This is a genomic window from Haloarcula argentinensis DSM 12282 (genome assembly GCA_000336895.1).
Classification (GTDB): domain Archaea; phylum Halobacteriota; class Halobacteria; order Halobacteriales; family Haloarculaceae; genus Haloarcula; species Haloarcula argentinensis.
On the sequence record AOLX01000030.1, the window covers coordinates 83,038 to 103,413 of the forward strand.

20 protein-coding genes and 4 pseudogenes are annotated in these 20,376 nt (G+C 60.5%); 10 read left to right on the forward strand and 14 right to left on the reverse strand.

Translation table 11 applies throughout. From position 1 onward, the window contains the following. Positions 1 to 6: 6 nt before the first annotated feature. Positions 7 to 1,443: a zinc ribbon domain-containing protein gene (locus tag C443_RS20045; protein ID WP_005538741.1), complete on the reverse strand. Its 1,437-nt coding sequence runs from the start codon at positions 1,441 to 1,443 to the stop codon at positions 7 to 9. Then, positions 1,440 to 2,612 carry a thiolase domain-containing protein gene (locus tag C443_RS20050; RefSeq protein ID WP_005538742.1) on the reverse strand — a complete coding sequence of 391 codons (1,173 nt, stop codon included), beginning with the start codon at positions 2,610 to 2,612 and terminating at the stop codon, positions 1,440 to 1,442. Before C443_RS20050 ends, C443_RS20045 begins: the two co-directional genes overlap by 4 nt. A 131-nt stretch (positions 2,613 to 2,743) precedes the next feature. On the opposite strand from C443_RS20050, the gene paaK reads away from it, so the two are divergent. Then, the gene (paaK, locus tag C443_RS20055) at positions 2,744 to 4,033 is read left to right on the forward strand and encodes a phenylacetate--CoA ligase PaaK (RefSeq protein WP_005538745.1); all 1,290 of its coding nucleotides are present in this window, start codon (positions 2,744 to 2,746) and stop codon (positions 4,031 to 4,033) included. 3 nt (positions 4,034 to 4,036) lie between these two features. Here the strand turns inward: paaK and paaI are convergent, their stop codons facing one another. Then, positions 4,037 to 4,432, reverse strand: a complete 396-nt coding sequence (gene paaI, locus C443_RS20060; RefSeq protein ID WP_005538746.1) for a hydroxyphenylacetyl-CoA thioesterase PaaI — start codon at positions 4,430 to 4,432, stop codon at positions 4,037 to 4,039. Positions 4,433 to 4,542: 110 nt separating this feature from the next. Between paaI and C443_RS22280 the strand changes: the two are divergent. The 5 genes and pseudogenes from C443_RS22280 to C443_RS20075 all read left to right on the forward strand — a co-directional run. After that, a pseudogene (locus C443_RS22280) lies at positions 4,543 to 4,734 on the forward strand (IS6 family transposase); the annotation flags it as partial. 228 nt (positions 4,735 to 4,962) lie between these two features. Continuing rightward, positions 4,963 to 5,448: an NUDIX hydrolase gene (locus C443_RS20065; protein WP_049944165.1), complete on the forward strand. Its 486-nt coding sequence runs from the start codon at positions 4,963 to 4,965 to the stop codon at positions 5,446 to 5,448. A 100-nt stretch (positions 5,449 to 5,548) separates the two neighbouring features. After that, positions 5,549 to 5,728: pseudogene (locus C443_RS22285) on the forward strand (IS6 family transposase); the annotation flags it as partial. A gap of 55 nt (positions 5,729 to 5,783) precedes the next feature. Beyond that, positions 5,784 to 6,242, forward strand: a complete 459-nt coding sequence (locus tag C443_RS20070; RefSeq protein WP_004594295.1) for a MaoC family dehydratase — start codon at positions 5,784 to 5,786, stop codon at positions 6,240 to 6,242. Between the two features lie 147 nt (positions 6,243 to 6,389). Next, on the forward strand, positions 6,390 to 7,841 hold the full coding sequence (locus C443_RS20075; RefSeq protein ID WP_005538753.1) for an aldehyde dehydrogenase family protein: 1,452 nt from the start codon (positions 6,390 to 6,392) through the stop codon (positions 7,839 to 7,841). Between the two features lie 109 nt (positions 7,842 to 7,950). Here C443_RS20075 and paaE read toward each other — a convergent pair whose 3' ends face one another. The 6 genes and pseudogenes from paaE to paaA all read right to left on the reverse strand — a co-directional run bounded on the left by paaE (position 7,951) and on the right by paaA (position 10,849). After that, positions 7,951 to 8,118: a 1,2-phenylacetyl-CoA epoxidase subunit PaaE gene (gene paaE, locus C443_RS21885; protein WP_004594293.1), complete on the reverse strand. Its 168-nt coding sequence runs from the start codon at positions 8,116 to 8,118 to the stop codon at positions 7,951 to 7,953. After that, positions 8,115 to 8,549: a 1,2-phenylacetyl-CoA epoxidase subunit PaaD gene (gene paaD, locus C443_RS20080; RefSeq protein WP_005538757.1), complete on the reverse strand. Its 435-nt coding sequence runs from the start codon at positions 8,547 to 8,549 to the stop codon at positions 8,115 to 8,117. The genes paaE and paaD overlap by 4 nt, the downstream gene beginning before the upstream one ends. Further along, positions 8,542 to 9,375, reverse strand: a complete 834-nt coding sequence (gene paaC / locus C443_RS20085; RefSeq protein WP_005538759.1) for a 1,2-phenylacetyl-CoA epoxidase subunit PaaC — start codon at positions 9,373 to 9,375, stop codon at positions 8,542 to 8,544. The genes paaD and paaC overlap by 8 nt, the downstream gene beginning before the upstream one ends. Beyond that, a pseudogene (locus C443_RS22430) lies at positions 9,375 to 9,674 on the reverse strand (PacF protein); the annotation flags it as partial. The pseudogene C443_RS22430 and the gene paaC, both read right to left, overlap by 1 nt. Before the next feature lie 54 nt (positions 9,675 to 9,728). Further along, a pseudogene (locus C443_RS22435) lies at positions 9,729 to 9,902 on the reverse strand (PacF protein); the annotation flags it as partial. A 5-nt stretch (positions 9,903 to 9,907) separates the two neighbouring features. After that, on the reverse strand, positions 9,908 to 10,849 hold the full coding sequence (gene paaA, locus C443_RS20095; RefSeq protein WP_005538763.1) for a 1,2-phenylacetyl-CoA epoxidase subunit PaaA: 942 nt from the start codon (positions 10,847 to 10,849) through the stop codon (positions 9,908 to 9,910). Positions 10,850 to 10,955: 106 nt separating this feature from the next. Between paaA and C443_RS20100 the strand changes: the two genes are divergently transcribed. Both C443_RS20100 and C443_RS20105 read left to right on the forward strand, forming a co-directional pair. Beyond that, positions 10,956 to 11,612, forward strand: coding sequence for a helix-turn-helix domain-containing protein (locus C443_RS20100; protein WP_005538765.1), 657 nt, complete (start codon positions 10,956 to 10,958; stop codon positions 11,610 to 11,612). A 93-nt stretch (positions 11,613 to 11,705) separates the two neighbouring features. Then, the gene (locus C443_RS20105; RefSeq protein ID WP_005538767.1) at positions 11,706 to 12,467 is read left to right on the forward strand and encodes an enoyl-CoA hydratase/isomerase family protein; all 762 of its coding nucleotides are present in this window, start codon (positions 11,706 to 11,708) and stop codon (positions 12,465 to 12,467) included. On the opposite strand, the gene C443_RS20110 is transcribed toward C443_RS20105, so the two are convergent. Further along, on the reverse strand, positions 12,464 to 13,339 hold the full coding sequence (locus C443_RS20110; protein WP_005538769.1) for an amidohydrolase family protein: 876 nt from the start codon (positions 13,337 to 13,339) through the stop codon (positions 12,464 to 12,466). The genes C443_RS20105 and C443_RS20110 overlap by 4 nt on opposite strands. A gap of 216 nt (positions 13,340 to 13,555) precedes the next feature. Between C443_RS20110 and C443_RS20115 the strand changes: the two genes are divergently transcribed. Beyond that, positions 13,556 to 14,389, forward strand: coding sequence for an HpcH/HpaI aldolase/citrate lyase family protein (locus C443_RS20115; protein ID WP_005538770.1), 834 nt, complete (start codon positions 13,556 to 13,558; stop codon positions 14,387 to 14,389). A 42-nt stretch (positions 14,390 to 14,431) separates the two neighbouring features. After that, complete coding sequence (locus C443_RS20120; protein ID WP_005538771.1) at positions 14,432 to 15,154, forward strand: class I SAM-dependent methyltransferase; 723 nt, start codon at positions 14,432 to 14,434, stop codon at positions 15,152 to 15,154. Positions 15,155 to 15,195: 41 nt separating this feature from the next. Here C443_RS20120 and C443_RS20125 read toward each other — a convergent pair whose 3' ends face one another. From C443_RS20125 to C443_RS20140, 4 genes are read right to left on the reverse strand one after another with little or no spacing between them, the layout of a single operon-like run. Continuing rightward, positions 15,196 to 15,660, reverse strand: coding sequence for a MaoC family dehydratase (locus C443_RS20125; protein WP_005538772.1), 465 nt, complete (start codon positions 15,658 to 15,660; stop codon positions 15,196 to 15,198). A 3-nt stretch (positions 15,661 to 15,663) separates the two neighbouring features. After that, positions 15,664 to 17,382 carry an acyl-CoA carboxylase subunit beta gene (locus tag C443_RS20130; RefSeq protein ID WP_005538773.1) on the reverse strand — a complete coding sequence of 573 codons (1,719 nt, stop codon included), beginning with the start codon at positions 17,380 to 17,382 and terminating at the stop codon, positions 15,664 to 15,666. Positions 17,383 to 17,384: 2 nt separating this feature from the next. Further along, positions 17,385 to 19,169 carry an acetyl/propionyl/methylcrotonyl-CoA carboxylase subunit alpha gene (locus tag C443_RS20135; RefSeq protein WP_005538774.1) on the reverse strand — a complete coding sequence of 595 codons (1,785 nt, stop codon included), beginning with the start codon at positions 19,167 to 19,169 and terminating at the stop codon, positions 17,385 to 17,387. Next, the gene (locus C443_RS20140) at positions 19,169 to 20,335 is read right to left on the reverse strand and encodes an acyl-CoA dehydrogenase family protein (RefSeq protein WP_005538775.1); all 1,167 of its coding nucleotides are present in this window, start codon (positions 20,333 to 20,335) and stop codon (positions 19,169 to 19,171) included. The genes C443_RS20135 and C443_RS20140 overlap by 1 nt, the downstream gene beginning before the upstream one ends. Positions 20,336 to 20,376 lie beyond the last annotated feature (41 nt).

Sequence of the window (20,376 nt, forward strand, 5' to 3'; positions counted from 1 at the left end):
CGGCGGCTACCGGCGCTGACTGGCGACCTGTGCTTTGAAGCCGTATCTGATGACGCCCTCCTGCGTGTAGATGCGCCGCGTTGTCAGCACGACAGGTGTGCCGATCGTGACTTCGGCTGTTGTGTCAAGCACCTGTGCAGGGACGCTTACGGTCTGCTCGCCCGATGGACTATCGAGCGCGACGATAGCACTGTCGAACTGGCCGCTCTTGGACTGCTGGGCGACGAATTCGGGCGGCGCACCGCCCTGTTCGATAGTCGTCACTGCCTCGACCGTCCCTGTCCCGGGTAGTTCGACAGCCTCAAAATCACTGGTGCGCTCGTGACAGTCCGTGCAGGCCCCGGTCGGCGGAAAATTCAACGCCCCACACGCGGAACACCGGCCGGCGACGAGCCGATGGCGTTGCGGAATCGTCCGGTGCCAGGACGGGACGCTAACGTACGCTCCGCCACCTTCGGGTTCGTCGCGTGTGATCTCGCCACGCCGCCTGAGGTACTCGGCGTAGGACAGGGAGACGGTACCGTCCAGCGCGGTTTCAACCGGAACGGGACCAGTAACGACGAACAGCGTCGCACTCGCGCCGCTGCCGTACGCGGCGATCAACACGCGTTCGGGGTCGTCTGCAAACGCTGTCGCCGCCCCGAGAAATGCGCTTGCCGCGCCGGTGTCCCCGAGCGTACTGACTGTGTCCGCGGCGGCGATGGTCCCGGCGTCGACCCCGAGCGCACCTGTCGCCCGATACGGGAGCTTGCCGTCCGGGGACTGGACCGCTGCCGCATCGACTGTCTCCATCGGCACGTCCAGTCTGTCCGCCGCACTGTCGAGCGTGGTCGTGAACGCGTCGCGGTCGTACTGCGTAACACCCAGCCCGGTCGTCCGGTCGTCTCCGCCGGTTCTGAAACGCGTTCCGGGGTACGCCTCCGTGTGTGATGCCCGCTCAAGTACGGTTCCAGGACCGTCATCGTCGACAACGAGCGCGACACTCCCAGCACCGGCGGCGTGTTCGACCTCGCTGTCAGGGTCGCCCCGCGGACAGTCGCCGATGATGACGAGGCCGATGTCCTCCCCGAATGGCCCGCCATCCATGGTTGCGTCCAGTGCCTGGGCACCGGCGTGCGTAGACCCGGTCATCGTCTGCGTTTTGGCATCTTCCGGGACGTTGAGAATGCTGCAGAGGCGCGCCGCAAGGTCTTCTTCGGCCATCGGCGGTGTCGTCGTCGCGAAGGCCAGATGCGCGACATCCGTACCGGACGCGTCGGCCGCAGTGAGCGCACGGCGGGCCGCTTCGACACCCATCGTGACGGCGTCCTCGTCGGCGTCGGGGACCGCCTTCTCGTCGATCCCCGCTGCATCGAACCGACCCCACGCGGCTTCGAACTCCGCGGCATCGATCCGCAGGCGAGGCGCGTACGCGCCGATGGCCGCGAGCCCCGACGCAGTCATCGTGCAGCCTCCCGTTCGAGGATATGGACAACAGCGCTGCCGCCGCTCCCACCCACGTTGTGAGTCAGCCCGTACTTCGGGGCTGGTAGCTGCCGGTCGGCAGCGCTGCCGGTGAGCTGTTTGAACGCCTCGACGATCTGTCCGGCACCGGTTGCGCCGATGGGGTGGCCCTTCGATTTCAGCCCGCCGGAGAGATTGACCGGCATCGCTCCATCAGCGTCAGTCGTTCCCGCTTCGAGCAATTGCGGTGCCTCGCCGCGGTCACAGAACCCGAGGTCCTCGTATGCAAGCAGTTCGGCGATCGTGAAGCAGTCGTGTACCTCAGCGAAGTCGAGGTCGTCAGGGCCAACCCCGGCACGGTCGTATGCTGTGTCAGCAGCCTTTTTCGACGCGGAAATCGCGGTGTAGCTGTCTCGCTGGAAGAGGCCAACGCGGTCGCTGGCTGCGCCGACTCCAGCGACCCGGACCGGATCGTCAGTGTACTGCTCGACGACATCCTCACTGGCGACGAGCGCGACCGCTGCGCCGTCAGAGGTCGGACAACAGTGATAGAGGTTCAGCGGGTCTGCGACAACCGGAGCGTCGACGGCGTCTTCGAGGGAACACTCGAAGCCCAAGTGAGCCTTCGGGTTCTTTGCGCCGTTCCGGTGGTTCTTGACTGCCACCATTGAAAGGTGCTCCTCACTCGCTCCATACTCCCGCAGATACGCACTTGCCATCTGTGCGTAGACACCGGAGAACGTCGTCCCGGTCAGCCGTTCCCACTCTGTTTCGCCGGAGACACCGAGCCAGTACTTCGTCACATCGCTGCTCATGTCTGTCATGACTTCGACGCCGCCAGCCAGCGCCACGTCAGCCATCCCGCTTTTGACCGCCTGCACTGCCTGTCGGACGGCGTAGCCGGACGCGGCACAGGCGTTTTCGACGCGCACGCTGGGGACGCCGTGCAGCCCAGCGTGTTCAGTTGCTGCCGGTCCCGAGAGACCGAGTTGTCGACCGCCCACGCCGAGTGAGCCAACGACCGCTTCGTCTATCGCATCCGTATCGATGCCGTGGTCGACACTGTCGATAGCTTCGCTGACTGCGTGGTCGAACAGTGATCTGTAGCTCTCTTCGGGCATCGAGCCAAACGGCGTTTGTCCTGCACCAATGAGATACGCATCCCGCATACATGGAACTCTGAGGGTACTGAAAAATAGCTTTGCATCACGTTCCGACAGTCACACAGCAAGCACGACCGGTGGTCGGAGTGGTCAATCCCAAACCATTTTATCATTATCATTCCACTCTATCATTGACGATGGTGTACAAGCAACTGGAGACGGCCGACCGCGCAGAGCTGCGTGCGTTGCAAACCGACCGATTACAGGGGATTGTTTCGCACGCCTACGAGAACGTCCCCTTTTACCGGGAGAAGCTCGACGAAGCGGGTGTCTCGCCCGAAGACATCCAGAGTATCGACGACATCACGAAACTGCCGATGACGACGAAAGAGGATTTCCGCGACGAGTACCCCGACGGCCTGTTCGCCGTAGACGATGAGGACGTCGCCCGGATCCACGCATCGTCCGGGACGACCGGGAAGCCGAAAATCGTCTCCTACACGGATGACGACCTCGACAACTGGAGTGAAGTCGTTGCACGTTCGCTGGCTGCGAGCGGGACCGAACCGGGCAACACCGTCCAGAACGCCTACGGATACGGGCTGTTCACCGGCGGACTGGGACTCCACGACGGAGCCGAGGAGCTGGGGGCCACAGTTATCCCTATCGGGAGCGGCCAGACCCAACGACAGGTCGAGTTGATGACCGACCTGGAGAGCGATGTGTTCACCTGCACCCCGTCGTATGCGCTGTACCTCGCCGAAACGGCCGAGGAAATGGGCCACGACCCCAGCGACCTGCCGATCTCGACGATTATCTTCGGAGCGGAACCGTGTACCGATCCGATGCGGGCAGAAATCGAAGATCGGCTGGGCGTCGACGGCATCGACGTTTACGGACTCTCGGAGATCATCGGTCCCGGCGTCTCGTGTGAATGTCACGAAGCGCAGGACGGGCTTCACGTCTGGGAAGACCACTTCTACCCGGAAGTCATCGACCCACAGACGAAGGAGCCGGTCGAGGAAGGCGAGGAGGGCGAACTCGTTCTCACAACACTCACCAAAGAAGCGTTGCCGGTCTTCCGATACCGGACTGGGGATCTGACGACGCTGAACTACGACGAGTGTGCGTGTGGACGGACGATGGTACGGATGGACAACGTCACCGGTCGGACAGACGACCTCCTCATTGTCCGTGGCGTGAACCTCTATCCCAGTGAAATCGAACACGCTGTATTGGATATCGACGGCGTCGCCCCGCACTACCGGATTGATCTCTACAGAGAGGACAACCTCGACATCCTGGAACTCACCATCGAACGGACTGCGGAGCAAGGGCCGGGCGACAAAGCACTCGAAGACGAGATCATCGAACGGCTGGAGAACGTGCTCGCGTTCACCCCGGACGAACTCGAACTCGTCGCGCCCGGCAGCATCGAACGAACGCAGGTCGGCAAAGTAAAACGCGTCTACGACCACCGTGACTGACTGTCAGGGCCGGTAGACTCGTCCGCGAAACGTCGCGATGCGCTCGCCATCCTGCGCAGTCACCGTTACCTCGTACTCCGCGGTGCTGTCCGCGAGATGCGTCTCCTCGGCGACCGCAGACAGCGTTTCACCGGTTTCTACGGCGTCTAAATACGAGATGTTTGTCTCCAGTGCGACTGCCGCCTCGCCATGAGAGTTCGACGCCGCGGCGAACGCCGCATCAGCAAGTGAGTAGATCGCCCCGCCATGCGGTGTTTCATGAAAGTTCAATAGGTCCTCGGTAATCGTCAATTCAGTCTGGGCGTACCCCGAGCCGAGTTCAACGACATCGATACCAAGGGTTTCGCAGTACGCATCCGATTCGATACGCTCTCTGACTTCATCGGCGACACCAGACATACGGGTCGTGGTTCCATCAGTAATAATAAATATATACCGGTCACTGCTGCTGTCAGCGAGGTCATGTTTAATTAAGCGTGAAAAGTGAGACGGAGAATTCTGGCTGGGCTATGGCAGAAATCGCTCGTCTCAGCGATACTGATGTGTGGATTGATTTGGATTTCGTGGAGCGTGAGCGGATACCCGAAGCAGCGGTGGCGCTAGATATTCAAACGCATGTTGCGGAGCTATCGCTGTCGAATACCGTCGGTTTACTCGGTACGTTGTGTCTCCAACGATCGTGGAAAGCGATTGAACACTACCGGACATACAGACACAAGTTGCACACAATATCGTTGCTGAACTCATTGTGGTCAAAGAGTCAATGGGTAACCTGCAAAATCCCGATAGAAAGATCCACAGTTGACTCAGGTAAATCCCGAGATTGTAAGGTGACAATATGCACGGCCTCGTCGTATTTTGTCGAGACCCTCTGATTTCTGACAGTGATAGCGAGAGTTTTTTATGTGTCAGAAAATAGTTACATGTCGATGAAAGAGTATTCATACGTTGTAAACATTGATGGAATCGTTGTGAATGATAATAAATATTTGTTGATAGAAAGAGGGGCAGACGAAGAGCATGCAAGCGGTGCGTTAGCGTTTCCTGGAGGGAAACTTGAAGCAGAGCCAGGGAGTCAGAATGCCATCGAAAATACGGTCTCGCGCGAGATTCATGAAGAGGTCGGAGTTACTATCGGCGATATCCAGTATCTGCACAGCAATACGTTCGAAACTGAGGATAACACGAGCTGCATTAATATTGTGATGCTTTGTGAGTATGCAGGAGGCGATGCCCACCCTCGTGCGAAAGACGAAGTCGCAGGTGTTCACTGGATGTCGTACGACGAGATCAAGTCCCACGACGACGTTCCTTCTTTTACTGAACGGTTCGCGGACGTAGCCGAAAAGAACCGAACTCAACAAGATGGGTCTGGTGACTCGCAGAACGGCGACGGCTTCCACCGTCGGGACTAGTGAGGTGAAGCGGGAGAGCGCCCACACCAGCGGTGGTGTAAAGTGGATTAATTCGGATTTTGTGGAGCGCGAGCGGACATCCGAACACCAATGACGCCGTCAGCGAGACGGCCTCCGATTTCAGAGATATCACCACGGAGATTGGAACGCCGTTGAGCGAGTTTTTCGAGAACTCAGACAATGAACCTTGTCGTTCTCAAATTGTTTAGCTCAGGTCACACCAGAAACAGCCGAAAATTGGTTGCAGAGTTTCGCTCGCTGGCACAATGCTCCAAACTAAACACTACCGTCAGCGGAGCGTAAAAATATAAATGGCTGCTATTAGATGAAAAAATATGGCATACAGCTACGAGCCACACCACTTCGAAGACTTCGAAGAGGGACAGGAGTTTATCAGTGTCGGCCGGACGGTTACTGAGTCGGATTTTGTTATGCACTCTGCCCTGTCGGGAGACTGGACAGAGCTGCATACGAACAAGGAATACGCGGAAGAGCAGGAGTTCGGTGAGCGGATCGCACACGGACCAATGACGTTCGTCCAGGCGACCGGCTTCGTCTACCGGACCGGTATCGTCGAGCGGACGGCATTCGCGTTCCTCGGGATGAACTACATGGACCTCCCGAACCCGGTCCACATCGGCGACACGCTCCAGTTGGAAATCGTCGTTGACAACACCAAGGAGGTCGGACGTGACGACGCCGGATTGGTCGTCCTCGACACCGAAATGGAAAATCAGGACGGGACCGTCGTCTTCGAAGGCGACATGAAGTTCCTGATCAAGAAGCGCGAGTGAGTCCACTGACGCGTCCGAAAGCGATGCATCGGTAGCGGATAGTACCGCAATTTTGCGACTTGAAACCCCTATATAGCGCTCTCGTCGCTCAGACATTAATAATCAATAATAACAACTAAGACGCCGCGCACTCCCTCTGTTATTGCAATGGAGTACACCGGCCCGACAGACCTGTATATCGGTGGAGAATGGCGAGAAGCGACCAACGGCGACAGCATTGAGACGGAGGACCCGGCAACTGAACGTACCTATGCGTCGGTACAGAAGGCCGAGGCGTCCGATATCGATGACGCGGTGCAGGCGGCACAGGCGGCCGTCGCAGAGGGTTCCGAGTGGGCGACGATGGACCCCGGAACGCGCCGGGAAAAGATCCATGCGATGGCCGACGCCATCGAAGAGATGAAAGACGAACTCTCCATGGTTGAATCCCACGACAACGGGAAAACGCCGTTCGAAGCCGGGCTGGAAATCGACATGGTCACCGATACGTTCCGCCATTACGCCGGCTGGACGGACAAGATCCGCGGTGACGAGATTCCTGTCGAGAACGGCCGGCTCAACTACACCACTCGTGAGCCGGTCGGTGTGACCGCACACATCGCGCCGTGGAACTATCCCTTCCAGCTCGCCGGCCGCGGCCTGGCACCGGCGCTGGCGGCGGGGAACAGCGTCATCCTCAAACCGTCCGCTATGACGCCGCTGTCGGCGCTGTACTACGCGAAAGCCGCCGAAGAAGCGGGCCTTCCGGACGGCGTCGTCAACGTCGTTCCCGGGAAGGGGTCCGAGGCCGGCGACGCACTCACCGGACACGAGGGCGTCGATCACGTCACCTTCACCGGGAGTACAGGTGTCGGAAAGACGGTTCAGCGCAGTGCTGCCGATGCGGTCGCCGACGTAACGCTCGAACTCGGCGGGAAAGGGCCAGCAGTCGTGTTCCCCGACGCTGACCTCGATGCCGCCGCCCGCGGCATCCAGTACGGAATCTTCATGAACGCCGGGCAGATGTGCTGGGCGAACTCGCGCATCGTCGTCCACGAAGACGTCTACGACGAGATGGTCTCCCGAATGGCTGAGATCGCCGAGAACATCCCACTCGGCGGCGGCATCGACGACGATGGTCAGATGGGGCCAGTCGTCAGTGCGGGCCGGCAACAGGAGATTCTCGACTACATCGAGACCGGCAAGGAGGAGGGAGCGACTGTTGTGGCCGGCGGTGGCGTTCCCGCGGACAGAGATACCGGTCATTTCGTCGAGCCGACTGTCTTTGCCGACGTGGACAACGAGATGACGATTGCACAGGAGGAGATCTTCGGTCCCGTGCTTACTGCAATCGAAGTTAGCGATGAAGAGGAGGCCATCGAGGTCGCGAACGACTCGCCGTTCGGCCTCACCGCCTGTGTCTGGACGACCGATCTGACTCGCGCCCACACCGTCACAGATAGCTTGGACTACGGGATGGTGATGGTCAACGAGACGCCCAACACCTGGCCACAGACTCCCTTTGGTGGGACGAAACAGAGCGGCCACGGCCGCGCACAAGGCGAGCAGGCCATCGAGAGCTACACAGAAGTGAAAAACGTCCATATAAACCTCGGCTGAAGCTCCCGCTGACGCGTCGTGGTCACGCCGCCAGTCAAGTGCCATCAATGGCACCACCGATCTGTGTCACACTATGAAACTACGACGCAAAAAAGAGAGTAATAACTGCTTACTCGAACTTCTTGAACTGCTGCAGACACTCGTTGCAGTAATGGATCGACTGACACCGTGACGGGCCGCGTGGGTGTTTCCGCTCTGTGTCGGTCGAACCACAGTACGGGCACTCCGCGCCCGTCTGTTCGCCGCTGGTCGTGACACTGGGGTCCGGTTCGCTCATCCGTCGAAACTCATTCCGAAGTCCCGCAGTGCTTCTTTGCCCTGTTCGGTGACCAGATCAATCGACCAGTCCGGGGCCCAGACCAGTCGGACCGACGCGGTCTCGATTCCGTCGACACTCTCGGCGGCCTCCTCGACCTCATCGAGGATGATCTCGCGCGCCGGACAGCCGCTGTAAGTGAGCGTCATGTCAACCGTGGCTTGGCCGTCGGACACGTCGAGGCCGTATATGAGGCCCAGATCGACGATGCTGACCGGCATCTCCGGGTCCTCGACCTGATACAGGGCCGCCCACACGTCGCGTTCGATGCCCTCGGCGTCTTCGCCCGTGGCTGGCACGTCGTCCGCCGCGTGGTCTTTGGTCTCGTAGTCAGTGTACGAGCACGCGGTGGCATCAGCGTCTGCCCGTGGCCGGTCGTAGTCACTACTCATCGTCGTCCGCCATTATCAGCGTCGCTTCGTCGCGTCCCAGATTCCGGTAGCTCGAAGTCATTTGTTCGTGCAGGTCATGCCAGTGGTCGGTATGTTCGTTGTCCCGGCCTGCCGGCGTTGCGGGAGCGGCATCGGTCGGTACGTCGAATCCCAGTTCGGTCAGGAACGATTCGACGCGAGTCTCCCACTCGGTGCGCATCTCGTCGAGAGTCATCGTCCGGATGCCCAGCCGGTCGATGTCGGCCTCCACGTCGCCGACGGGCTCGAACAGCGTGAGGGCGTACGGATAGAGTTCATCGATAGCCGCCTGGACGCGTTCGCTGGCCTCCTCGTCCAGAGCCATCCGGTCCAGCCAGCTCTCGGCGTGTTCGAGATGGTAGCCTTCCTCGCCCTGGATGCGACTCGTTCTGTTCCGGATGATCTCGTACGATGAGTCCTCGAGCGCAGAGAGGCGGATGTCTTCAGCAACGTCGTAGAGGTACGCTCTGACGATAGCATCGGCCCAGTCACCTTCCGCAAACGGTAGCTCGACGAGCGTACTGTGCTGGAAGTCGCTAGGGTCGCTCTCGTAAATGAGCGATTCCTCGGAGTAACCGAGTTGCTGTACCGCATCGTACCACAGTCGTGCGTGGCCCAGTTCGTCCTGTGCGTTGTTCGAAATCGAGAGGTCCGATTCCAGTGTCGGCGCACGCACCTGCCAGAACGTGTAGCGTTCGGCCTGAATCAGCTCATCGTCGGCGAGACGAAGCAGTTGTGCCTCGACTGCGCGCTGTTCTTTCTCCGAAAGGTCTGTTGGACCGCCGAGGTCGGATTCCGTTGTTGCCATTATATCTCACCTCGCTGTTTCTCGGCTTCTATCTGTTCGGACTCGGAGGCTTCGACCTCCTCAGCAGCCGGGTTGACGTTGTACGTCTGTGCGAACCGGTAGGACTTGTTGGTCGTCCCACCGAAGCTCACGTCGTCCTCGGTGACTTCGCCGATGTACTGGTGCTGGACGACCCAGAGACTGTTGGGGTCGTCGTCAGTGAACGCTGCAATCGCCGCCTGTTCTGCGCCGGCGGTGCTGGCAGCTTCGACATCACCGCAGTGCGTGTGATACCCGCCGGGCTGGTCCTGCCGGAAGACGGCCCACGGTTTCTGGGGACCGTTTCCAGTCTCGTCACGGCGCTCTGCGTCGGGATCGACCTGCGTGATTTTCTCCTGCGGGGCAACCCAGAGTGCATGGGTTGGCTTCCGTCGTCCGTGCTGGATGACCGAGAACTGCTTCGCCATCTCTCGGTCGGGTGCGTGGACGTCCCGGCAGTGAACGAAATCCGCGTCCGGACTCTGTTGTCGGAATACTTCCCAGATCATCGTTCTCAGTCCGCTGCCTGTGTCTGCGGGCCGCTGTTCGTCGTCGTCTGGTCGTCCATCATGTCCCGGACCCACTGAACCGCTTCCTGAGCCTGCCGCCGACCGGAGATCTGCTCGATACTGCCGTCGTATTCGTTCTGCGAGACGGTGAAGAACTCGTCCCAGTCGAGGTCGTCCTCGACGACCTCGTAGGTCCCGTCACCGTTGTCCCGGATGCGTGGCTCATCGGGCATCTCCAGCCCGTACTTTTTCGCCTTCGGGATGTACGTGTTGAGGAACGCGTTCCGAAGCTCGTCGTTCGTACACGTCTTCAGCCCGACTTCCGCGGCGAAGTCGTGATGGGTGCTCTGGTCGTCGGTTGGGCCGAAGAACTGCAGGATTCGGGGCCACCACTCCTCGAAGGCCTCCTGAGTCATGCGCTGTTCCCTCCGGGAGCCGTTCATCAGTTCGCGGAGGATCGACTCACCGTGCTTGACGTGCATCCCCTCTTCGAAGCAGATCTTGTCCATCGCGTGGGCGTATGGCTCCCAGCTGGACTTTTTCAGCGTCGCCTGGCGGCGCATCGCCGCCCCGTCGACGAAGAAGGCGATCATCGGCGTCTCGACGTAGCTCTCCATCGGGTAATGGAAGCAGTTCAGGAACTTCCCGTCCCCGTTTGCCAGATCGTCGAGCATCTCTTCGCGGGTCTTGATCCCGAGCGATTCCGCCGCACGGTAGAGCATCTGCCCGTGACCGATTTCGTCCTGCACCTTCGCGCTGAAGGCCATCTTTCGCTCGATGCTCGGCGCTTTTCTGATGAAGGGCCGTTCGAGGTACGCCCCCATGATCTCGCTGTTGGCGTGGAACTCGAGCATCCGCGTGGCTGCCTTCCGATACTCCTCGGGAAGGTCGTCTTTCGGGCTGAATTCCCGGGGTCCAGCACAGTCTTTGACTTCGTCGACGTTCATATCTATCCCAAAAATCGTGAGGAATGTTATTACTAATTTGCCCCTATATAGACGGGTTTTATATACACGTCGGCATATACACGAGGCAATGATAGAGGAGTGTCTCATGGTCGAGTTTCGCATCGAGGGCGACGACTGCCCACTGGCGGATGCGAGCAGTGCCACTGGGACACCAATCGAGGCGGCTCCGCCACTCCTCCGCGATGACCGTAACGTGTTGCTTCGGTTCAGTGCACAGGCAAGTGACGATCTTATCGACTACCTCGATAGTGACGACCGGATCCGCTATCTCTACCAGTCAGTTACCGACGGTCGGTACAACTACCGGTGTCTGTCGCTCCAGCAGTGTGTCGTGCACAAACTCATTAGCGCGGGGTTCATGGTGGAATCGCTGACGTATCGGGACGGGAACGCGATCTTGACTGGTGCTGTAGTAGGCCACGAAATTCTCCAGACTGTCATGGAGACGGCCGGTGAAACCGTCGGCGTGAAGCTACAGCGGGTGTACGCACTGCGTGCAACAGAAGACGCGTCTATCGCACAGCAGTGGGACCTGACCCCGGCACAGGCGGAGAGTCTCCGGTACGCAGTCGAGATGGGCTACTTTGTCGTCCCGCGACAGACGACTGCGAGCGAAGTTGCTGCGGAACTCGGTATCAGCAAATCCGCCTTCCTCGAACGACTCCACCGCGCACAGCACTCACTGTTCACACAGCTGTTCGGCGGCGTTGGCGACGGCCGCCCGGGTGATGGTGGAGAGTAGCGGCGAGAGTCATCCGGGAGGCGTTGGAGCGTAACCGCGACACCTGTCTGGGCGACGACGGACAGTAAAGTACCCGCGCGTCTGAGTACGACCATGCGCGTTGAAGACGGCGCTGTTCGACGGATTGTATTCGATCGTCCCGATATAAAAAACGCGATGACCGCGGCGGTCGCAACTGAGTTAGCCGATGCGCTCGACGACCTCGACCCAGCAACGCACGACGCCGTCCTCCTCACCGGCGACGGTGATTCGTTCAGTGCTGGCGGGGATATCGAGGCGATGAGCAAGCGCGAGGAGACAACGACCGAAGCCTACGAGCGAGTCCAGTCGACGCTGGGCCGAGTGGCCAGCAATATCCTCTCAGCCCCGGTTCCTGTCGTGGCGAAAGTCAACGGCGACGCGGTCGGTGCCGGGCTCTCACTCGTAGCGGTCGCCGATTTCGCGTACGCCGCCAGATCCGCGCGATTCGGTGCATCGTTCATCAACGTCGGCCTCGTCCCGGACATGGGCGCAACCGCCATCCTCCCACGGCTGATCGGGCTCAGGAAAACGAAAGAGCTCGCGTTCACCGGGAAGCTGATCGACGCCGAGAGCGCCGCCGACATGGATCTGATCAACGAGGCTGTCGAACCGGCCGAACTCGATGCGCGGACGGCCGACTTGCTCGAAACGCTTCAGGCACAGCCGACGGAGAACCTCGGGCTGGCGAAGGAAGCGATCCACGACAACATTGGCCAACCCCTAGAAACCGGGCTGCGTCGAGAAGCACGCATTCAGTCACTGGCGTACGGTACGCCAGCTCATTCGCGTGGTGTCGAGGCGTTTCTGGACGGCCGAACCCCGGACTTCGACTAGAGGTCGAAAAAGTCCTGCGCGTTTTCGAACAGAATCTTCCGCTGGACGTCCGTATCAAAGTCAGTGTCGCGAGCGAACGATTCGAGCCACGTGTCGGGGTCTATCATCGGATAATCGGTGCCGAACATCACCTTGTCTTTGAGGACTGTGCCGGCGTAGTGGAGCACCTGATCGTCGATATACTTCGGTACCCACCCGGAGAGATCCATGTACACGTTGCCTTTCTGCTGGCAGATCGCAAGCTGCTCTTTCTCCCACGGGAAGGCGGGATGGGCGATGAGGATGTCGAGGTCCGGATGGGCGGCTGCCACGTCGTCGATGAGCATCGGGTTGCCGTACTTGATTTTTAGGCCACGGCCGCCGGCGCTGCAGGCACCCAGTGTCGAGTTCCCGCCGTGGAAGACAACGGGAACGCCGAGATCCTCGATGGTACTCCACAGGTGGTCGTGGCGTTCTGCGGAGGGGTCAAAGCCCTGTGCGATCTGCTGGAACTTGAACCCTGAGAGATCCAGATCCTCGACGCACCGGATCGCCTCCTGTACGCAGTCGTCTTTCAGTGGGTCGACGCTCCCGAACCCAACGAAGAAATCGGGATACTGGTCCCGGACCTCGGCGACGTAGTCGTTCGGGACAGGTGGGTTCCCGGTGTTCGTCTCCGCGTCCCAGCCAAGCAGGACAGCGCCACCGACACCCGCCTCGTAGTACTCCTCGAGCATCTCTTCGTAGTCCCACGTCTCCAGATCAGTGCCGAACCGATCGGCGGCGTCTTGCATCATTTCGCCGCCGGCGTCGTGGAGGAACTCACTGGTCGGCTGATGCGCGTGCGTGTCGAACAGTTGTTTGTCGGCGACACCAGGGAGGTCAGTTGTCACAGAGAGAGATTTTACCCAGTGTCATAAAAATCCATGCTGTTTGTGCTGTACAGCAGCCCCGTCGAAGTGACCGGGTAGTCATGGCACCGATAGATGATTGGAGACACCGGTGATTCTGACTGCGACAGGCGGCCGAGTCACCGGCGCACGGTCACTCCGGATATGGCCAGGCGGTAATCCCCTACCATCTTACTGCTGGGGGGTGAAGGCACAACTATGGTTCGTCGCAGTGTTCTGTTTGCGCCGGGTGACAACGCGGAGTTGATGCGGAAAGCAGCCGACGGCGACGCTGATGTCGTCGTCTTCGACCTCGAAGATGCGGTCGCACCGGCCGATAAAGAGCAGGCACGTCAATCCGTTCAATCAATGCTCTCGACTGTCAGTTCGGACAGTCACGTCTGCGTTCGTATCAATCCCGTGGGCGTTAGCGCCACAGCCGATCTTGCCGCGATACTGACAGACACCAGTCCCGACAGTGTGATGCTCCCGAAGGCCAGTTCCGCCGACGACATCTCAGCACTGGAACGGCTCCTCGATGAATACAGCGCGGATCTCCCGGTGCTTGCGCTGGTCGAATCAGCCGCTGGCGTCCTCAACGCGGCTGAGATTGCAGCCGCTGATTCCACTGATGCGCTCCTCTTTGGGGCCGAGGACCTCGCGGCCGACATCGGTGCCAGTCGGACCAGCGAGGGGCGGGAGGTACTCTACGCACGCCAGCGGGTCGTCGTCGCGGCCAGCGCCGCGGGAATCGACGCAATCGACACGATCTACCCCGACTACGGCGATCTGGACGGCCTCCGCGAGGCGACTGAGTTCGCTTCCCAACTCGGGTACGACGGGAAGATGGCGATCCACCCGGATCAGGTCGCGGTCATCAACGACGCATTTACGCCCAGTGATGAAAAGATAGCATGGGCCGAACGCGTCGTCACAGCCGCCCACGAGACAGATGCTGGGGTTTTCGAGGTCGACGGAGAGATGATCGATGCACCGCTTATTACACAGGCAGAGCGTGTCCTCGAGCGCGCTGGCGAGGCTGGTAAGCGGTAGGCAACGGCAACATCTATCCGAGTCCTGACTGTGCTGTCGTGTATGAAAGCCGTCGTCCGGCAGAACTTCGATGCCAGCGTCGACGCCTACGCGACCTACGAGCGGCGGACCAATCGGTTCACCTCGCTCGCTCGTCTGCTCGCCGCTGAGATGAACGCTCGTACTGACAGCGGACTCGGGACAGTACTCGATGCGGGCGCAGGAACTGGCGTGAGCACGCGCGTTTTCGCCGAGACGGCAGCGGATACTATTGCGCTCGACATCAGTCGCGAGATGCTGCGGGAAATCGAGTCCACGGCCCGAATGCAAGCCGATTTCGACCACCTGCCGCTCAGCGATCGGTCGGTCGACGGCGTCGCGTTTACTGCCTCCCTCTTTCTGGTCCCTGAGCCAGCGACTGCAGTACGAGAAGCCGCCAGAGTGCTCCGCGCGGACGGCGTGGTCGGGGCCGTCGCACCACTTGGCTGGTTCCGGCCTGACGGCACAGAGGTATTCGAACAGTTCGAGCGCGAGTCACGCTCCCCGACTGGCACATCAGCTGTCGAAGACGCCATCGCTGGTGAGTTCTCGACGACGACAGGGACCTGGAATTTTTCGACGACTGCCGAAAACATTCGGCTGTTTCACGCGATTCCCGCGATGGCCGCACGGCTCTATCCGAAGCTCGATACGGAAACACGAGTGCGACAAGCCCGCGAACTCCTCAGCGCTCTCGACGGGACGTTCGAGCAACGATGGCGATGGGTCATCGGTGTTCCAGAATAGAGGACTGGAATCTCGACTTCGTCAGTCAAGCAGTCCCGGCGTCACTCGGCGGTATCACGTTTCAGCGACAACACGGTGCGGTCGAACTCACACACGAGGACGTCGTCCGAATCTGTGAGTTTGAACACCTCGACGTGCATCGTGACGACCCCGCGGTCACCGTCGCTGGTCTCGCGTTTGTCGGTCACGGTCGATTGTACGCGGATCGTATCCCCGTGAAACACCGGATTGGGATGCTCGACGTTGTCGTAGGAGAGGTTCGCGACGATAGTGCCATCGGTCGTCTCCGGGATGGTCAGTCCGACAGCTAAACTCATCGTGTAGAGCCCGTTGACCAGACGCTCGCCGAACTCCGTCTCGGCCGCGAACTCGGCGTCGAGATGCAACGGTTGCTGGTTCATCGTCATATCGCAGAACTGCTGATTGTCGCGCTCGCTGATCGTGCGGCGCTTCTCGTGTTCGATGGTCTCGCCGACCTCGAACTCTTCGTAGTATAGTCCTGTCATAGCTCAGAGGATGGTTCCGTGTTTCTTGTCCGGGAGGTCTTTCTCGACGGTCTCGTAGAACGCAAACCGGTTCACCAGTTCCGTTCTGAGGTCGCTCGGCGGGACGATGTCGTCGACGACGACTTCGCTGGCCATTCGATGAATGTCGATATCCTCGCGATAGGCCTCACGGAGTTCTTGCTCCTTTTGCTGCCGTTCGTCCTCGTCATCGATTTCGGAGAGCTTGCGGGCGTAGACGGCGTTGATAGCCGCTTCAGGACCCATGATCGCGATTTCCCCGCTCGGAAGGCCGATCGTCGACTCGGGGTCGTACGCGGGACCGGACATCGCGTAAATGCCCGCGCCGTAGGCTTTCCTGACAACGACGGACTGCTTGGGCACTGTCGCCGAGGACGTGGCGTATATCATCTTCTTGCCCTGTTCGAGGATGCCCTCCTTCTCGACACCTGACCCGGCCATGAACCCAGGCGTATCACAGAGATACAGTAGCGGGATGTTGTAGGCGTCACAGGTCCAGATGAACTGGGCGGCTTTCTCCGCCGCGTCCGGGAAGATGGCACCCGCGCGCTGGGCTGGCTGGTTGGCGATGACCCCAACCGGGCGGCCGTCGATCCGGGCAAACGACGTGATGATCTCCTTGCCGTACTCGGGCCGGAGTTCGAGCGTCGATCCGGCGTCGACGACCCGCTCGATCACGTCGAACATGTCGTAGCCCTTGTTGGGCTTCTCTGGGACGACGGAATCGATACCCTCCGGCGAGCGCTTCGGGGCCGTCCCGCTGGTCTGCGGTGGGTCCTCGTCGGCGTTGTCGGGCAGATAGCCGATGAGTTTCGCGACGAGTTCGCGGGCGTGTTCCTCGTCGTCGGCGATGAGGTCCGCACTCCCGGAGTGCTGTGCGTGTACGTCAGGGCCACCGAGCTCTTCGAGACTAATCTCTTCGCCGGTGACCATTTCGACCATCCGGGGGCTGGCGATCGCCATGGCGCTCATATCCCGAACCATGACGGTGAAGTCCGCGAAGACTGGCGTGTAGGCCGCGCCGGCGATACAGGGACCGTACAGCACACAGATCTGTGGGACCCGCCCAGATAGCATCGAGTGGTTGTAGTAGAACTTCCCGATCCCTTCGCGGTTGGCGAAAAAGCCCGTCTGCTGGTCGATACGGCCCCCCGAGGAGTCCATCAGGTACAGCACTGGTCGCCCGGTTTTCAGTGCCCGCTGTTGCATCCGGAGGAACTTCTCGACGCCCTTCGCGGCCATGCTGCCGCGTTTGACCGTGTAATCGTTGGCCATGAAATGCAGGTCACGGCCCTCGAACTCCGCGGCCCCCGTGATGAGCCCGTCGGCCGGAAGCTGGTCGTCGGCGTCGAACTCCGCAAACTTCCCGTCCTCAAACAGGAAGTCGTCGCCGAACCACAGGTCGATACGGTCCCGGACGAACAGCTTTCCCTCCTCGGGCAACTGCTTTTTGTACTTTTCCGGCCCGCCTTCGAGGATGTCTTCGATCTCCTCGCGCAGGGACTCCTCGCGTTCGGTCGGACCGAGGTCGTCGTCGATCGGTTCCGTGGATTCGTCCCGTCGATCGCCGTCGTACGTGGCACTGCCGACCGCTTCGCCGCTGTCGACGACAATAGTAATGTCGTCCTCGAAGTGTGTCGCCAGCGCCTCGGCGATAGCCTGTGCTTCAGATTCGGTCGCGCCGTCTGAAATTCTGACTTGCATACTTACTCCTCCAGTACAACCAGAGTGTCACCCATGTCTACGGAGTCGCCCTCCGCGATCGGGACGGACGCAACGGTTCCGCCCGTGGACGCCACCACGTCGTTTTCCATTTTCATCGCCTCCAGCACGCAGACGACATCGCCCGCAGCGATATCGTCGCCGGGCGTGACTTCGGTCGAGAGAATCGTTCCCTGCATCTCGGCCGTGATCGCACCCGACGTGGTCACGTCCGCGGTACCGCCACCGGACGAGTTGCCGACTGCAGCGCCACTGCCGGAGCCGCCAGTGGCGTTTCCATCACGGGAGACGCGGGGCAGTCCGTCCGTAACGACGACATCGAAGCGCTTCCCATCGACTTCGACAGCGATTTCCTCCGTCGATGCCGACGAGGCGTCGCCGCCAATCTCGTCAGTCCCCCATCGCTCGACAGCCGCATCGAAGGCATCGTCGGGGAGTTCCTGATCGAGGTATTTCGTCGTGTGGGTCCCGGCGGCGAAGGTGTCGTCGTCCAGCATCAACCGATGGAACGGAATCGTCGTATGGACTCCCTCGACGGTAAAGTGGTTGAGAGCACGCCGCGATCGGTCCAGACAGTGCTCCCGGTCCTCACCGGCGACGATGAGCTTCGCGATCATCGAGTCGTAGTCGCCCCCGATCTCGTCGCCCTGAGAGACCGCGTGGTCGAGCCGGACACCGATACTGCTTGGCGGCGCGTACGTCGTCAGCGGTCCCGGCGTCGGCGCGAAGTCTTCGGCCGGGTTCTCCGCGTTGATCCGGTACTCGACGGCGTGGCCGTCTATCGACACGTCGTCCTGTGTGAAGTCCAGTTGCTCGCCTGCGGCGACCCGGAGCTGCCAGCGAACGATGTCGATCCCGGTCACTGCTTCGGTGACGGTGTGTTCGACCTGGATTCGGGTGTTCACCTCCATGAAATAGAATTCCCCGTCTTCAACGAGGAACTCCACCGTGCCGGCGTTCGTGTACCCGGCTTCACTGACACCGCGTCGTGCGGCTTCGCCGATCTCCGTACGTAGTTCGGCATCGAGCGCCGGACTCGGGGCTTCCTCGACGACTTTCTGGTGGCGACGTTGCAGCGAGCAATCGCGCTCCCCGAGGTGGCGGACATTGCCGTGTTCGTCCGCAAGCACCTGTACTTCGACGTGTTTTGGCGCTTCGAGGTACTTCTCGACGTACACCGAATCGTTGCCGAAGTAGGCTTCGCCCTCGCGCTTCGCGCTTTTGAGCGCCTCCGCAACTTCGGCCTCGCTCCGGACGATCTTCATGCCGCGACCACCACCGCCACCTTCGGCTTTTATTGCGATTGGGTAGCCGTACTCTGCACCCAGTTCGCGTACTTCCTCCGGCTCGTCGACCAGATCCGTCGTACCGGGGACGACTGGGACGCCAGCCTCCTGCATCACTGTTCGGGCTTTCGTCTTTTCACCCAGCGTCTCCATCGCGTCGCTTGGCGGACCGACCCACGTGATGCCGTCGGTAGCCTCGACGCGGCCAGCGAACTCGGCGTTTTCGGCGAGGAAGCCGTACCCCGGGTGGATCGCGTCGACCCCGGCCCGCTCAGCGACATCGAGGATCGCTGTCTGGTCGAGATACGACTCGCTTGCAGGTGCCGGGCCGACGTTGTATGTTTCGTCGGCGTACTCGACGTGGCCGGCGTTGCGGTCGGCGTCGCTGTAGACGGCGACCGTCTCGATACCCAGCTCTTCACACGCAGCCATCACACGAACCGCGATTTCGCCACGGTTTGCGACAAGGACTTTTTCGAACATTAGTAGGATCTGGGGAAGCCGAGGTGCTGCCCGATATGGTTGTACGCCATCTGCTGGGAGACCGGGGCTAGCCGCGTTAGGTTGATTTCACGCCACCACCGCTCGACGTCGTACTCCTTCGCGTAGCCCCAGCCGCCAAACGCCTGCATCGATTGCTTGACCGCTTCGATACCGGCACTGACGGCCGTCGCCTTCGCGACGTTTGTCTCGTATCCACATTCCTTGCCCTGATCGTAGAGCCAGGACGCCTTCTCGCGCATGAGTGCCGCCGTTTCCATACGGGCGTACGCCTTGGTGATCGGGAACGAGACCGCCTGATGGGTCCCGATAGGCGCATCGAACACCTCTCGGTCGCTGGCGTACTCGATAGCAGTGTCGGCGGCTAGCTTGCCGATACCGGTCCCGGCGGCCGCAAAGCCGATGCGTTCCGGATTCAGCATATCGACCAGAGTCCACCAGCCGTCGTCTTCCTCGCCCAGGAGGTTCTCCTCGGGGACCCGAACGTCCTCGATAAAGACCTCGCAGGACTTCGAATAGTTGATACCGTGTTTGGGGATCGGCGACACGTCGATGTCGGAGTCGTCCATATCGACGATAAACAGGCTTATCCCGTCGGTCCCGCGCTCTACCTCGTCACGTGGGGTCGTGCGCGTGACGAGGATCATGTTGTCAGCCCGGTCTGCGAAGGTAATCCAGGCCTTGTTCCCGTTCAGCACGTACTCGTCACCGTCTTTCTCGGCACGGGTCGCAACATTCAGCGTGTTCGTCCCGGCTTCGGGCTCCGTGATACCGATAGAGAAGTTTCGCTTCCCATTGGCGATGTCTGGCAGATAGGTCCGTTTCTGTGCTTCGGTTCCGTGGTCCCTGATACCGACAGCGGCCATACCGGCGGTGAGCACCAGATACCAGGTGCCCGCCATGCCACAGCCTTCGGCACAGAGCGTCTCCATGACCAGCCCCATCTCCTGTATCCCCATATCGGCCCCTTCGTACTCCTGTGGGACCAGCAGGCCGTGGAAGCCGGCTGCGGCCAGTTCGTCCCAGAACTCCGCTCCGAACTCGCCTGCTTCTTCTTTCTCGCGCCAGTACTCCGGTCCGTACTCGGCCGCCACGTCCGCTGCGGTCGACCGGATCATCGAACGTTCCTCTGTAGCTTCGAAATTCATTGGTGGTTGTGTCTGCGTTGGCACTCGTACTGCTTGATACC